Origin of the sequence: Halobacteriovorax sp. GB3 (assembly GCF_028649655.1) — a bacterium.
GTDB lineage: Bacteria > Bdellovibrionota > Bacteriovoracia > Bacteriovoracales > Bacteriovoracaceae > BSW11-IV.
In genome coordinates, this window is the sequence record NZ_JAQSLN010000003.1 from 1,114,033 (window position 1) to 1,129,175 (window position 15,143).

Consider the following 15,143-nt stretch of genomic DNA (forward strand, 5'->3'; position numbering starts at 1 on the left):
CTTAATTTAAATTTAATTCGATCTAAAAGCAGATGTCGCTAACTTGCTGAATATTTTGTGATCCCGCACCAGGATCTACCGTGAGTCCTCCATTAATTTCAGTGAGTTGACAATAGCGTCCAAAGATAAGGCCATTTGTCGCGCCAGCATCAAGATGAATCTTGAGCCCAAGAGTTCCAGATGTTGTGATATTTCTCACGACATAGTGAATATGCCCATTTTCTGTTCCAGATAATCCGCCTGCATCAATGGCGGTATTACTCGTTGAAGCACTTACTTCTTGTGCCTGTAAGTTCCTTGCAAAAAGTGAAATGAATCCACCTCCCTTATTTGTTCCATCCCCATTTCCAAGAGGAGCACACTTTGTATTTGCTGGACACTGGGCCTTTGAATAAGTACTCGTCATACCATATTGATTTGCACTTAAATGAGCAGATGTTGTTCCCTCTTGAAGGGAGAGAATATTTCGAACTCTAAGCGCGAGTATCCCACCATGTTTATCTGCTTCACTAAAGGCCATCGGTTTAATTGAACTAGAATCATTTAAAGTAATGTTGTCATAATTTAAAACTTTAACAACTTGGATGCGGCAGCCCGTTCCAGGAGATGGCAGAGAACTTGTTCCAAACAAGCTCGTAAGAGATTTAAAAAAAGTAATAGAAGATGCACTCTTGGATTTTACTCTAGCAAATTCATAGCGTCCCGAACCATACCCGCTCCCACAAGTTCCATCATCAACACTCACATGAATCATGACTTCATCATAGTTATTTATCTGGCTACCAAAAGAAGTTGTATAAGCAAAAGAGTTACTGGCAAGAACACCAGATACCGGAAGAGAATAACTTGAATCGAGAGTTAGGCTCGTTACCAAATTACCGAGAATTCCATTTCCATAAAGAGGTGCTTGAATAGAACTAGTTAACTCATTGTGCTCAAAAAAGACAGAAATATCAGATGTGTTGATATAGTCAGAGGCGAGAAAATAGGACCTTTTATTAACTGTCGTACTATTGACTCTAAGCCCGTCTTTAAAAAAATAACCAACGCCGCTTCCTTGGCAATTAGGTTCAGAGAATGCTGTTAGAAATGGTTCAATAAAAGCATCACCATTAAAGCCGGTTGGAATTCTAAGGGCCGAGTTACTTTCAATGTCGATACAGCGAGAACTTATTCCAGGAAGAGATTGATTAGAACTTCCCGTTCTCAGATTCCCACCATAAGAAATAATATAAGAACGCGTGAGTCCAAGATTTTGACCATTGTGAGCATAACCAGCACAATCACTTGAACTTAAACTTGTTGGACTAGAGAGGTCTAAACAAGAATAGAAATTTACCGTTTTAAAGCCAAGGCCTGCTGGAGAGATGTCGCTAGAATTGCTAAATCGCTCATTTGTAGAGATGACTTCTGCACACTTACTTGTTGAGAGATTAATTGAAACGGTTTCATTATCCGAGAGAAGATTAACAAAGCCGGTATAAGCACATCTGGCCCTTCCTGTTAAGTTTCCCGTTTCACCACCTTCCCAACCCACTGCCGCAAATTCCCACGTCCCCTTTTCTAATTCTAGAATATAATCAGTTCCATCGAGCTTAAGTCCTACCGCAATATCTTGAAAGTCATCGATTCGTCTTCCTAAAAGATAAATTCCTCCCTGCACATGACTTGATGGCCCTGTCGTTTTAATTCCACTAACAAGCAAAGTCACGGAAGACCCTCCGCTCGACTTTCCACAAGAGCTACAAAGAGAGCTCAAGACCAATATCAAGAGTAGCAAAGGCCATGAATAAAGGGACTTAATTGTCATAAAAACCTCTTCATTCATTTTATCTCTCATTTGAATGAGTGGTTTTTTTAGAGTTTTAAATGCTTAATAGTTAAGGTCTATTTAAGAACAATCACATTTATGAAGAATGACCTTCTTTTCAAAAGTGGCCGAGATACTTGTCAAAAACAAAAAAGGGAGCTTTCGCTCCCTTAAATTTTAACATTCCAAACAGGTCCTTCAGGTGTGTCTTGAAAGTCGATCCCCATCTCAATGAGCTTGTCGCGAATTTCATCGGACTTAGCAAAATCCTTATCGTCTCTTGCTTTTGAGCGCTCTTGAACAAGTGCATCGACTTCTTCTCTCTTGATGTCTTTCTTCTTAAGAAGGATATCATCCATTTCAACTAAAAAGCTCTCCGCTTCTAAGTCAAAAAGAGACATCATCTGTCCATACTTGTGAAGCCACTCTTTAAAGACCTTTGCAGTAGGTACAGTTGAAGGGTCTTTCTTCTTTTTCATAAGATTTAATGAATTGAAGGCACGAACAGCTTCATAGATTGAAGCAATCACTTCATTTGTAGAGAAGTCATCGTTCATCGCCTTTTCAATTTTCTTATCAAGCTGCGCAAGAGTTTGAGAGAAACTCTTTAGTACAGTTGCGCCTTCTTTTTCTTCAAAAGTCGCTACAATCGTATTTGCTGCTTTTAATGAATGATAAACGCGCGCCAGTCCACTGAAGGCCTGATCAATTTTCTCATCACTAATATTGAGAAAACTTCTATAGTGCGCAGAGAGCATAAGAAATTTTAAAACTTCTGGGTGATATTCATCCATAAAAGCGCGAGCAGTGATGAAGTTTCCAAGTGATTTACTCATCTTCTCACCTTTAATATTGATGAATTCATTATGCATCCAGTAGTTTACGTACTTGCAACCAGTGCATCCCTCACCTTGAGCGATTTCATTTTCATGGTGAGGAAAAATAAGATCAATTCCTCCACCGTGAATATCAATAGAGTCACCTAAGATTGATTTAATCATGGCAGAACATTCAATATGCCATCCTGGACGACCTTCTCCCCATGGAGATTGCCAAGAAGGCTCACCTTCTTTAGCTGGTTTCCAAAGAACAAAGTCAAAAGGATTCTTCTTTCGCTGATCAACATCGACACGTTGTCCGGCATTCAGGTCTTCCAATTTCTTTCCAGAGAGTGCTCCATAGTTATCAAATTTATCTATGGCGTAGAAAACTTCACCATCAATAACATAGGCCTTCTCTTGATCAACAAGTGATTGAACGTAATCGATAATTTGAGGCATATACTCAGTTACTTTTGGATTGTGATCATGCTTATCAAGACCGAGACGATTATAATCCTCTTCGAAGATCTTAATAAACTTCTCGCTCACTTCACTTGCGCTCGTTCCACTTTCTTTAGCGCGATCAATAATCTTATCATCAACATCTGTGTAGTTATAAACGTAAGTCACATCATAACCTAAGTGCTTGAGCCAATTTCTAGCAGCATTAAAAAAGATAGGACCACGAAAGTTTCCAATGTGGAGATAGTCATAAACAGTTGGTCCACACACATACATTTTCACCTTATTTTCTTCGATAGGCTTAAATGGGGCTTTTTCTTTGGTCATAGTGTTATAAATTACGAGGCTCATCTTATTTATTCTCCGTTTAACAAAATTTTAACTTATATTTTAAATTGAATTCGTTACAATGATAGGGGGAAGTTGTTTATTCTAACAACAACAGCAACAGCAACAACAAGAGTTTGCTGAAAAAAGGAAGGCAAGAATGGATTTTGAATTTGATCTCGTCATAAAAAACGGAACCCTCATCTTAAAAGATGGTGAAACTATAGCTGATATCGGTGTATCTGGCAAAAAAATAAAATCTATTTCGAAAAATCTTCAAGGTCATGCTAAAGAGGTCTTTGATGCGACGGGCATGCATATTTTCCCAGGTATTATCGACACTCAGGTTCATTTTAGAGAGCCAGGGCTCGTTCATAAAGAAGACCTAGAAAGCGGCTCTCGCGCAGCAGCACTTGGAGGCGTTTGCACCTTTCTTGAAATGCCAAATACCAAGCCTCCAACAACGACTATCGAATCAATTAAAGAGAAAGTAAACCTTGCTAAAGAAAAGTCCCATGTCAATTTTGGTTTCTTTATAGGTGCAACAGGAGAAAACCTCGATGAGCTTAAAAAGGCCCACGACCTAGAGGGTTGCTGTGGTGTAAAAATCTTTCTTGGCAGCTCTACCGGATCTCTCCTTCTCTATGATGAAGAAAAGCTATTAGAGATTTTTAAATCACTTCAAGGAATGATTGCCGTTCACTCTGAATCAGAGGTCATGCTCAACGAGCGACTGCCAATTCGCGACAATGCCAAAGATGTTCATGCTCACTATGAATGGAGAAATGCTGAGACGGCCCTAAGCTCGACTAAAATGATCGTCGACATCGCAAAGAAGGCCAAGAGAAAAGTGCACGTTCTCCACATTACAACGAAAGAAGAAATGCAATTTCTAAAAGAAAATAAGGAACATGTCACTGTAGAAGTCACACCTCAACATCTCACTTTAAACGCTCCTGATATTTATGATCGCATCGGAACTCTTGCTCAAATGAATCCACCGATTCGAACGCAAGATCACCAAGATGGTCTTTGGAAAGGTCTACTCGATGGAACAGTTGATGTTATTGGCTCTGACCACGCACCTCATACTTTAGAAGAGAAATCAAATCCCTACCCTGCCTCACCGTCGGGAATGCCAGGTGTTCAGACAATCTTCCCCCTAATGCTTCACCACCATTTAAACGGTAAGCTCGATAGAAGAAGGCTTGTCGACCTTCTTTGTGAAAGACCTGCTGAGCTTTACCAACTCAATAAAGGAAGAATCGAAATCGGACGAGATGCCGATTTTACTATTGTCGATCTCTCCAAAACAACAGAGATTAAAAACACTGAGCAAGCTTCAAAATGTGGATGGACGCCCTTTGATGGTATGGAACTCAAAGGAAAAGTTGAAGCGACTATTGTCATGGGAAGTCCTGTCATGATAAATGGAAAGATACTGCCAAGTAAATCCAGTACACCTATTAAAAAGGAAGGATCATGTTAATTGATGCAAAAGTTCAAGAGGGTTTTGAGATTGCAAGAAAATCTCGTGAAAACGCTCATGCCCCTTACTCAAATTTTCAAGTTGGAGCAGCCGTAAAGTTTAAAGGAATCGACAAAATCTACGGTGGGTGTAACGTTGAAAATGCCAGTTACGGTGGAACAGTCTGTGCAGAGCGCACGGCTATCTTTTCAGGAATCATCGAAAATGCCAAACAAGAAATCGAATTTGTCGTTGTTAGTGTTGATACAAATCCAGTGACAGTTCCTTGTGCTTTTTGCCTACAAGTAATGAGTGAATTTGCTAGTGAAGATATGCCAGTCTATCTAGGAGATTTAGAAAGCATTAAGAAGAAAGTCCTCTTTAAAGAACTTCTTCCAATGCCATTTAATACGTTAGACTGCTAGCTTAAAATATGAAGGACATCGCGAGAGCCATAATCACACTCAAGACATTTTGAGGTCTCTTGCATCATCATGTTTTTAGCATCGCTATAGTGGGTCAAGATGAGCTTGGCCCCACACTTTGGACAATCCTCAATTTGCTTGATCACTTCGTCAACTTCGATTTTATAACCTTCATAAGTCTCTATTTCATAGAGTTTATTTGCGGCCATAGGCTTCTCCCTCTCTTTTCATCATAAATCAGTATCGGAAAATCACAAAAAATAATTTAGTAAATCTGTCTAGTTTTTGATGAGGATCTCTCAAAGTCATTGAATTTCTTTATCAACTGATAGATTTTCCCTATTTTTCAAGTACTTAGAGATGTGACAATGTTCTAGGGTGGGACCCAATACCCTGTTATGCTTATAACTATGGGACTCCGGTGGTTTACAACATTGGGTATGTCATATAAAAAGGTATCGCTTAGATAAAAAATAAGGTTTTTTATAACCTATTTAGGGAAAACGATTATGAATGTAGAAGCTTTAAGAGAAACACGTGATGATATTATGGACTGTGAGGTTAAGGATCAATCTGGTCTAAACGACTTCCAAAAGAAGCCAAACCAGGTCGAAATTGCTATTCCACGCGTTGGAATTGAGCGTTTTCGCGTTCCTCTAACTTTCGAACACCACGATGGTCACACGATGAACCACGATGCAGAAGCCTCGATGTTTGTTTACCTAGCTAAACACAAGACAGGTGCTAACATGAGCCGCTTTTGTAAAATTTTACAAGAAGAAGGTGGACAAAAAAGCGTCAACCACGAATTCTTCAAAACAGTTCTTGGAAGATACAGAGCAGACCTACGTGACTTTGACGATGAAGCACTCATTGAACAAGCACACTTAAAATTAAACTTTAACTATCCTGTTAAGCAAAAGTCACTCAAGTCAGAAAACTGGGGATGGCAATACTATGCTTGTGAATGGGAAGGTATTGAAAACAAAGAAGGTCGCGTTCTTATGCACCTTACGATCAAGTATGAATACTCTTCTACTTGTCCATGTTCTCTTTCAATGTCAAAGCAATATGAAGAGCAATACAGAAATGGAGAAATTACTGAAGGTTCAGGAATCGCTTCGGCCCACTCTCAACGTTCAGTAGCAACAGTTAAAGTTGTCTACGATGTTGATTCAGGTTTTCATATTGAAAGACTCATTGAACTTTTAAGAATTGCTCTACCAACTGAAACACAATCACTTGTTAAAAGAATTGATGAGCAAGCATTTGCAATTCTTAATGGTGATAACCCGATGTTTGTCGAGCACGCAACAAGAAGACTCTCTACAGTCTTTGAACACGAAGATACGATCCTAGATTGGACGGCCAAGGTTGAACACCTTGAATCTCTTCACAGCCACAACGCTGTTGCTTACATTCACAAAGAAAATCCGAAAGTATAAAAATAAAAGGCCCTTATATAAGGGCCTTTTTTTATGAAGCTTCTTTTTTTGAGTCTTGTGAATCGGGGAAAGAAAGTTCCCCTATTTTTGCTGCTATATCATCTTTATGCTCAATACACATAGCGGCCCCAATCTGAGCAGCTTCTCTTGGCATTCCATAAACAACACAGCTTTCTTCATCTTGTGCAATCGTATAAGCACCATTCTTTCTAAGCTTTAATAAACCTTCTGCGCCATCTTTACCCATACCAGTTAAGATAACACCTACAACGTGGCGTCTTTTACTAATTTCAAGTGTCGAATTAAAAAGATAATCAACAGATGGTTTAAATCGATTCACAGGAGCATCATCTGTTATCACAACATGCAATTTGCCCCCTCTCTTTTCGACTTTCATCTGCTTTCCACCAGGAGCTACGAGAACCTTATTTTGCTCAATCACTTCACCATCTTCAGCTTCTTTAACAGTAAAAGGACAGAGCGTATTCAAACGATCGGCAAAGGCCTTAGAAAAAACTGGTGGGATATGTTGAACGATCAACATCGGTGGAATCTGTGAAGGCATCTTAGTTAGGATATCTTTTAGAGCGTTGGTACCACCTGTTGAAGAGCCAATAACCACAAGTGATTCCTGATTAAATTGTCCAACACTCTTAGTTTGAGAGGAACGCGAGCTCGATTCAACATACTTTGAGGCCTCTCTTACTTTCTCAATGAGAATAGGCGCCACTTCAGCAAGTTCTTCCATCTTTGGTTTTTGAATATAATCAAAGGCACCATTTTCGAGGGCCTCTAAAACTAATGGACCTTCTTCAATACTAATTGAAGTCACCATGATCGTTGGTATTTTAAATTTGGGATGAATCTTTTTTAATAACTCTACCCCAGTCATCTCAGGCATATGAATATCAAGAGTGATGACATCTGGATTATGTTTTTTAATAAGTTCTTCAACATCACTTGGTTTCTCTGCTGTTGCAACAACATTAACACCTGGTGCTTGATTGAGAATACGTGAGAGAAGATTTCTAATAGTCTTAGAATCATCAACTACAAGAACTTTAACGTCGCCCTGTTTTTTGATTTCTCTCGCAGCATTTGAACTGACATTGGCAGACTCAGTTGCCTTAGAAACGCGTAGTGCACCGGAGTTTGGTGTAAAGACGATTTCAAACTCGCCTCGTCTTTCTACTTCTCTAAAGTCTTTGAATCCAAGACGAGATAAATGAGTTTTCATTCTCATTATCAATGTTCTTGGACCAATTAACTTCGCTGTCGCTGAAGAAAATTTTATAGATTTAGCCTTTTCAATAAAGGCCTCAATGTTAATAGCTGTAACTTCACCATCTTTGAATATAATAGCACAGGCATCTTTACTTCCATGAATAGAAACGAAGAGCATATCCTTTATTCTTAAGTAAAAGTCTTTCCCTAACTCAGAACTTATGAATGAATTTGTTTTCACGCCCAAACCTTTTATTTCTTACTTAAATACTCACATGACATATATGCAAAACTTGTCGCAGGAACAATATCTGTCGCAACATCCGAAAGATCGCACTTATAATTGATGTCTTCAATTAAAAGATGAGCTCCATTCCAATGGATGAGTTTATCACCAGCATGAGATGAACACTTTCCAAAAACAATCATCGATGTTGCACTAGACTCATACTTGCCTTTGACGTCGTCAAATAGCTTAGAAAAGTCTGCAAGATAAACTTTGTTCTTTTCAAGTTTTGCGTTCATATTATCTAAGACCTCAACTGGTCGAGATATTTTTAACTTCAAGTCATCTTTCAATGCCTCTAAAATATTGTCTTGCCCCTCATAGAACATGACTGTAGGAGGTTGATCTCCAACAAGTTCCTTGAAAAACTTTTCAACTTTTTTCTGATCAGCAATTGAAGACATAATCATTCTAAACTTCGTATCAGCTTTATCGATTTTAATTTCATGCTCAAATTGCTTATCAATAGTCGTTACATGAGAGCTAACGAGTGCTTTATCCATGTAGGCTACTTTCAACTTTGTTTTAATCTCTTCACCACGCTCCATTAAATTATTAAGAGCTGGCTTTTCGATAAAATCACTCGCTCCATTTCTAATGGCCTTCATGGCAGCAGATGAGTCTTCACGACTAGCGGATGAAATCATAACGACAGGAGGGTGCTGGCTATTATGGTATTTGCCAAGATAACTAACCCCATCAAGTTCTGGCATATGAATATCCAAAGTCATGATATCAACTTTACCTTTATTATTTTTTAGAAATTCGTGGGCCTCAACACCATTTTTAGCTGTCCCGACAACCTCGAAACCTTTGTCCATTGAAAAGATTTTCTTCAACAGCGTTAGAACACTTGAAGAGTCATCCACACAAAGAACTCTAAGAACATCTGGTAGTTCAGCAACAGCAGGTTTTGCTGGTGCCCTTGAGATGATTTCCCTTGCACTCGGAGTTGGAGTAACTGCAGCAGGAGCTTTTTGTTCAACAAAAGATTTATCGACATAAATTGAAGGACCTACGTTTTTAATATTTAAATCAAGTCCTCCTAATGACTCCGAAATCCCGGAAAAGAGAAGTCCGCCATTTTCAAGGTATCTCATAAAATTATTTACAATAGACTTAATCTGCTCAGGTCTAAAATATATGAAAACGTTACGACAGAAAATAATATCAAATTTTTCACGACCAATTCCTGCTGAAAAATCGAGAAGATTTAAGGCCTTCCAGCGAGTTTTGTCCGTTAATGACTTCTTCGCTTTTACAAAGTCAGATATATCACCTGTTCCTCTTGCCCAGTGATCAGCAAGGTAGTTCATTGGAACCGTTTTGATTTCTCTCTTATGATAAACACCATTTTGACCAATTTTTACCGATTCAGGATCGATATCAGAACCAAGAATTTCATAACTCATTGAAGGATCTATTTTTGGTAAATAAAAATTTAAAAACATGGACAGAGAATACACTTCTTGACCACGGCTACAGGCAGCTGACCAAATTTTAATCTTTTTATCACCTCTTGCCTTAGCGCGTGAGATAATTTCTGGTAAATTCTTTTTAAGATATTCGAAGTGAGCAAACTCTCTAAAAAAGAACGTATGGTGAGTTGTTAGTAACGAAACAAGAACTTGAGATTCTGTCTTAATATTTTTATCAAGGTGTTTAAGATACTCTGCAGGATCTTTGATACTTAACTCACTCATGCGTTTTTTTACACGAGTTTGCACCATCAATGCTTGTTTCTCTTCTAGAACATTACCTGATATTTTAGCGACTATTGCAGAAACTTTTCTTACTAGATCGTTAAATTCAAAATTACTCGATTTCAAAGGTGCCGTCATAAGCTTTCCTGTAGAACGATAGGCCTTGATCCAAATAAGAATTCAAGGCCTATATATTGATCAAAAAATATTTTACTATTTACTAAGCTGCTTTTTTAACAAAAGTCTTGTCTTTAAGATCTAGAACTTTTGCTACGTCAAGAAGAACAGTTAATGAATCTTCTTTGCGGTAAACACCTTGGATGTATTCAGCATTGACTTGTGATTCAATTTCAGGAACTTCATTAATTTCATCAACCTGAAAAGCAAGAACTTTATTAATTGAATCAACAACGATTCCAAGATTCATGCCGTTAATATCTACAATGATAACAGATTCTTCACTATTATTTTCAAGAGGCTTAATTTTTAATTTTGTCCTAAGGTCTACAACGGAAATCACCTGTCCTCTTAGGTTCATGATTCCAAGAAAGTGCGCAGGGGCCTTTGGAATAGGAGTTGTTTCAGGAACAGAGATAACTTCTCTAACACTTAGTAGAGGAATTGCATAATCTTCTTCTCCTAGACTGAACTCAAGAAATCTTTGAAGTTCATAGTTAGAAGTTTCATTTTTTTCAAGTTTTGCTAAGTTTTGATCTGCCATTTTATGCCGCCTTTCCTATTAATTTATCTTTTACCGAACTTTTTTGTTTTTTCATTGATGTTGCATACAATTCATTAAGATCTAAAATGAAAGCTGGACGCCCATCACCTAGAATTGAACTTCCCATAAATCCTTTTTGATTTCTAATTTCATCACCAAGTTTTTTAATAACAACCTGTTGCTGATGGAGGATATCATCGACAAGGACTGCATAATGGAATTTGCTTGAATGAACGATAATTGCAATTTTTTCTTGCGAAATAGTATCGTCCATTTTTCTATTGAGAGTCTTACCAATGTTAAACAGAGGAAGAACTTCTCCACGAAGATTGAGACATTCTCCCATCCCCGTAATAGAGTGGATCATTTCATTAGTTGGTTTTAAAGACTCATGTACTTGAGCTAGAGGTAGAATGTACTTATCTCCACCAACGCGAACAACCATCCCTTCAATAATTGCCATTGTAAGTGGTAATACAACTCTAAAAACAGAACCAGATCCGATATTAGTAATAACTTGAACATCTCCAGAGAGCTTTTCAATATTTGTTTTTACAACATCCATTCCAACACCACGTCCAGAGACTTCAGTTACCTGCTCTTTCGTAGAAAAGCCTGGGTGAAAAATATATTGGATCATTTCATGATCACTAATATTTGAACTCTCAGAAATAAGGTTTTTCTCAATGGCCTTTCTTCTGATAATTTCAGCATCAATACCTTTTCCATCATCACTTATTTCAATAACGAGGTTATTCCCCTCGTGGAAGGCCTTAATCTGAACTTGTCCGACTTCGCTTTTCCCCGTTTTAACACGACCTTCAGTATCTTCCAGACCATGATCAACGGCATTTCTTACAATGTGAACAAGTGGATCAGAAAGGTGTTCAAGCACGGTCTTATCAATTTCCGTTTCCTCTCCAACGAGAGTCAATTGAACTTTCTTACCAAGTGCCTTCGAAGTATCTCGAACGATTCTGTTCATCTTTTGAAGAGTCGACTTAATTGGAACCATTCTAAGAGACATTGAAATCTCTTGAATTTCTTTTGATAATTTTCCCAGTTGAGAAATCGACTTTGTGGCCAGAGCATCATCGAGCGCACCATTGCGTCTTTGCTCTAATACCGTTTGTAAAATAACAAGCTCGCCAACGGCGTTATTTAGTTCCTCTACTCTTGCTAGAGAAACTCTAATACTTTCATCTTCATTCTTTTTTCTTGCAGGGGCAGCACTAGCAGAAGCAGCAGGTTTTGGAGCTTCTGGTTTTTTAGCTGTTTCAATTGGTGTAACATTTTGTGTAGCGATGACTTCATCACCCTTTTTAATTGTCATACCTTCATCCGCTTGAGGAGCCTTCGAAGTTTTAACTTCTAGCTCGCTTAAAAGCGATTGATCCGATATTCCCAGCTCTTTTAACGATTCTAATGCAGCAGCAGAAATCTCACCTTCACCATCATCAAATTCATCGGGAGATGAGGCAATCAAATCTTCAGCTTGTTCTTGTGCTGCCTGTGATTGAGTGACCTCTGGTGCCGAAGAACTTTCTATAATTTCGCCAATACTATCTTCAATACCTTCCCACTCATCACTTGGTTCTTCTTCAAAGTCTGAGGCATCAGGAATATCACTTGAAGAAACAACTTCTTCAATTTCAGCATCTACTCCCGCTTCACCTACTTCTTCACCATTTAAAACGGCGTGAATGCGGCTTACAGTATCAGCACTATCAAAAGTTGCATCGAGATCATCTCTTAGAGTATTAATCATATGTGTAATATGATCATTACATTCTAATAAGACAGTCACAGTACTATCAGTGACAGTAACATCTCCTGTCTTAATTTTAAGAATGAGGTTTTCCATCTCATGTGTAAACTCGGCAACTTCACCAAAGCCAACTGCACGAGAAGTTCCTTTTAAGTTATGGGCCAGCCTAAAAATCTGATCCATTAACTCAGTACTATCCTTGTCGTTTTCCAACTGAAGGAAAGCTTGCTCAGAGTCTTCAAGCAATTGTATCGACTCTTCAAGGAAATCCTCTTTTAATTCTCTTTCGAAATCATCCATCACTAACCCTTAATCAATTCAAAAATTGACGAAAAATCCTTTTACTTCTTGAAGCATATCGTCAGTTTATTTTTTTATTTTAATAAAAGATTAGTCCCAAACCGGTTTCAAATTGTGATTTTTATTAGCTTCAGCTTTTCATTCCAACACGCATATTGAACGTCTAAAGATTTGTCACTTTCTCAAAGAGTTACATGCAAAGGTTTCGCCTATAAAAGCTTGAATATTAAGAATTATTAAAAAATACAGACACTCATACCTAAGCTTATTACTTGGGTATATGCTCTTATTAGGCGAATTTCGAAGAAAAAATTAAGATTAAAAAAATTGTACTCAAATGTAGCACAGGCAAGAATTATTCGTTATCTAAGCCTTCTGTGCCATCATTATATTGCATAAGCATACTTTTTGAAGAGCTAGTATAGTCTAAGGCCCACTGTTCAATCTCGGCGATTTTAGAACCTCTTGCTTGAAATGGACGTACTTGGCCTACTTCCCAATGACCCCAATATTTAGGATCTCTCGGTGTTTCAACCCAAATCATGTCCTTTTCATAGCCTTTGCAAACAACTTTCTTGCCACTGTCGATGAAACGTACTTTAACCGTTCTTGTTCCCACGATTTCATGCTCAAGTCCATCGCGATCTAAGCAAGAGTAGAGACAAGTAAACACGTAAGTCTTTTTAAATAACTTCTTTTTAACACTGATGTACTTTTTCGAATAAGGCGATTTGGGCCAACATTGATTAATCTTTGGATTCTCATAAAAGGGAATTCCACCAGATTCGAAAGACAAAGAAGAAGCAGCGAAGAATAAAGAAAAGAGAACAAGATATAATTTCATAGGCAAAAGAGCGACCCTCTAAAAAGAGGGTCAGTTAAATTAGTTTTTAAGACATTTTCCGTGGTACGTGTACCCATCTTTTAGTCTGATCTCTGAATTGATTGGAGTGTTTAGACCAATGTTCATACGAATAAAGGCCACTTCTTCATTTCCCTCAACGAGATAAACAAGACTTGTCATTTCTCTACCAAAAACATCTGAAGGATAATTTGTGAATGTTCCTTTTGTGTTAAATGGAGCAACTTCAAAAGCTTCGGCATCATAACCAGCTGGTGTTAATACCAGGCTCGATACACTTAGAGTTGAAGAGTCTGACCCAGAGATTGAAACAGACGCTTCAAGATTCATTTTATTTAAGTAAGCAAGATCTTGAGATTCACATGAAACAGTGAATGTTTGTGCTTGAGTAGTAAATGCAGCAAGTAGTAAAACTGAAGCCATCATTTTTTTCATTTTAGTATCCCCTATTGTGTTGTTGTGCTTGTGTTAACAAAGTTTGTGAACGATGGTGTTCTACCAAAAAGAGCTGAAATTTCAAAGAGAATGAAAGAAAAAAAGACAAAAAAAAAGCCACTTACGAGAAGTGGCTTTTGTTATAAAAAAATTTGGTGGGCGATGACGGGATCGAACCGCCGACATCTACCTTGTAAGGGTAGCGCTCTCCCAGCTGAGCTAATCGCCCAAAAGAAAAGGATGTTTCCTTTTGAAGTTCCTGAATATTAAGTGATCCATTTCATACTGTCAACAATTTATTTGTCTAAAATTAAGGCTAAATTTTTTTCACACAAAGCGGTGCACTATTATAATAAATAGATGAAATTTATTATTGTACTCGTTGCCCTCACACTCTCTATTCAAACCAAGGCACTCATTGTTCGTCATTGCCTTAGTAAAGACATCGCACAGATCGTTCCCACAGTCGTTCCGATTCTACAAAGCACGTACTCAAAAATAGGTCTTGAAAGCCACTTCATCTTGGTTCCAGAGATTCGTTTAGTGAATCAATTTAATATTGGTGATTGTGATACACTTTTTCTTAAAACGAGTTACATCGAAAATATTCTAAAAAATGGAACGATCATTAATGTCCAGCTTGGTGATCCTATTGATTATGTTATCTGGATGCTTAAAGATAGTGACCCTATTCCTTTTGAACAATCCTCAATTATCCACAGGCGAGGTTCCATATTTGCTAACAACTTTGCAAGAGATTTAAAACCGAGAAAGATAATAACATCAATCAATATGGATGTTTCCTTTCTTCTATTGAAAAAAAGAAGGGCGGATTACTTTATTGGACCAAAGGTAACGAAGTATTATTACAACAGTACAGACTTTACTTATCTTGAAAAACCCAAGCGCTCCGTTGAACTCTACCACTACATTTCCAATACTCTTCTCCCATACAAAGAGAAGATAACAAAAGAGCTAAAAGAACAAATTATCACTAATGACTTTAGTGTGGAAAAGGCAATTCGAAATAAAAAAAGGGTCGACTAAGTCGACCCTTTATAACCCTATAACTTACCCTATAATCAG

General features: G+C 37.9%; 13 protein-coding genes and 1 tRNA gene. 4 read left to right on the plus strand and 10 right to left on the minus strand.

Annotation, left to right across the window (positions count from 1 at the left end; genetic code table 11):
* Positions 1 to 22: 22 nt before the first annotated feature.
* Both HBN50_RS11755 and cysS read right to left on the minus strand, forming a co-directional pair.
* Positions 23 to 1,711, minus strand: a complete 1,689-nt coding sequence (locus HBN50_RS11755) for a hypothetical protein (protein ID WP_273870225.1) — start codon at positions 1,709 to 1,711, stop codon at positions 23 to 25.
* Positions 1,712 to 1,980: 269 nt separating this feature from the next.
* On the minus strand, positions 1,981 to 3,444 hold the full coding sequence (gene cysS, locus HBN50_RS11760; RefSeq protein ID WP_273870227.1) for a cysteine--tRNA ligase: 1,464 nt from the start codon (positions 3,442 to 3,444) through the stop codon (positions 1,981 to 1,983).
* A 136-nt stretch (positions 3,445 to 3,580) separates the two neighbouring features.
* Between cysS and HBN50_RS11765 the strand changes: the two genes are divergently transcribed.
* Both HBN50_RS11765 and cdd read left to right on the plus strand, forming a co-directional pair.
* Entirely contained in the window at positions 3,581 to 4,909 is a 1,329-nt protein-coding gene (locus HBN50_RS11765; protein ID WP_273870229.1) for a dihydroorotase, read from the plus strand.
* Positions 4,903 to 5,313, plus strand: coding sequence for a cytidine deaminase (gene cdd, locus HBN50_RS11770; protein ID WP_273870231.1), 411 nt, complete (start codon positions 4,903 to 4,905; stop codon positions 5,311 to 5,313). The genes HBN50_RS11765 and cdd overlap by 7 nt, the downstream gene beginning before the upstream one ends.
* Here the strand turns inward: cdd and HBN50_RS11775 are convergent.
* Positions 5,310 to 5,522, minus strand: a complete 213-nt coding sequence (locus HBN50_RS11775) for a hypothetical protein (protein ID WP_273870233.1) — start codon at positions 5,520 to 5,522, stop codon at positions 5,310 to 5,312. The genes cdd and HBN50_RS11775 overlap by 4 nt on opposite strands.
* 300 nt (positions 5,523 to 5,822) lie before the next feature.
* Between HBN50_RS11775 and folE2 the strand changes: the two genes are divergently transcribed.
* Entirely contained in the window at positions 5,823 to 6,758 is a 936-nt protein-coding gene (folE2, locus tag HBN50_RS11780) for a GTP cyclohydrolase FolE2 (protein ID WP_273870236.1), read from the plus strand.
* Between the two features lie 31 nt (positions 6,759 to 6,789).
* Here the strand turns inward: folE2 and HBN50_RS11785 are convergent, their stop codons facing one another.
* The 7 genes from HBN50_RS11785 to HBN50_RS11815 form a co-directional block, all read right to left on the minus strand.
* A complete protein-coding gene (locus HBN50_RS11785) occupies positions 6,790 to 8,223 on the minus strand; it encodes a protein-glutamate methylesterase/protein-glutamine glutaminase (RefSeq protein ID WP_273870238.1) in 1,434 nt (477 codons plus the stop codon).
* Between the two features lie 11 nt (positions 8,224 to 8,234).
* Positions 8,235 to 10,109: a CheR family methyltransferase gene (locus HBN50_RS11790; RefSeq protein ID WP_273870243.1), complete on the minus strand. Its 1,875-nt coding sequence runs from the start codon at positions 10,107 to 10,109 to the stop codon at positions 8,235 to 8,237.
* 82 nt (positions 10,110 to 10,191) lie between these two features.
* Positions 10,192 to 10,692, minus strand: a complete 501-nt coding sequence (locus HBN50_RS11795; protein WP_273870244.1) for a chemotaxis protein CheW — start codon at positions 10,690 to 10,692, stop codon at positions 10,192 to 10,194.
* Between the two features lies 1 nt (position 10,693).
* A complete protein-coding gene (locus HBN50_RS11800) occupies positions 10,694 to 12,760 on the minus strand; it encodes a chemotaxis protein CheA (protein WP_273870245.1) in 2,067 nt (688 codons plus the stop codon).
* 355 nt (positions 12,761 to 13,115) lie between these two features.
* Positions 13,116 to 13,604, minus strand: coding sequence for a hypothetical protein (locus HBN50_RS11805; protein ID WP_273870247.1), 489 nt, complete (start codon positions 13,602 to 13,604; stop codon positions 13,116 to 13,118).
* A gap of 39 nt (positions 13,605 to 13,643) precedes the next feature.
* On the minus strand, positions 13,644 to 14,057 hold the full coding sequence (locus tag HBN50_RS11810; RefSeq protein ID WP_273870249.1) for a hypothetical protein: 414 nt from the start codon (positions 14,055 to 14,057) through the stop codon (positions 13,644 to 13,646).
* Positions 14,058 to 14,210: 153 nt separating this feature from the next.
* A tRNA-Val gene (locus HBN50_RS11815) sits at positions 14,211 to 14,286 on the minus strand.
* 131 nt (positions 14,287 to 14,417) lie between these two features.
* Between HBN50_RS11815 and HBN50_RS11820 the strand changes: the two genes are divergently transcribed.
* Positions 14,418 to 15,104: a hypothetical protein gene (locus tag HBN50_RS11820; RefSeq protein WP_273870250.1), complete on the plus strand. Its 687-nt coding sequence runs from the start codon at positions 14,418 to 14,420 to the stop codon at positions 15,102 to 15,104.
* Positions 15,105 to 15,143: the final 39 nt, after the last annotated feature.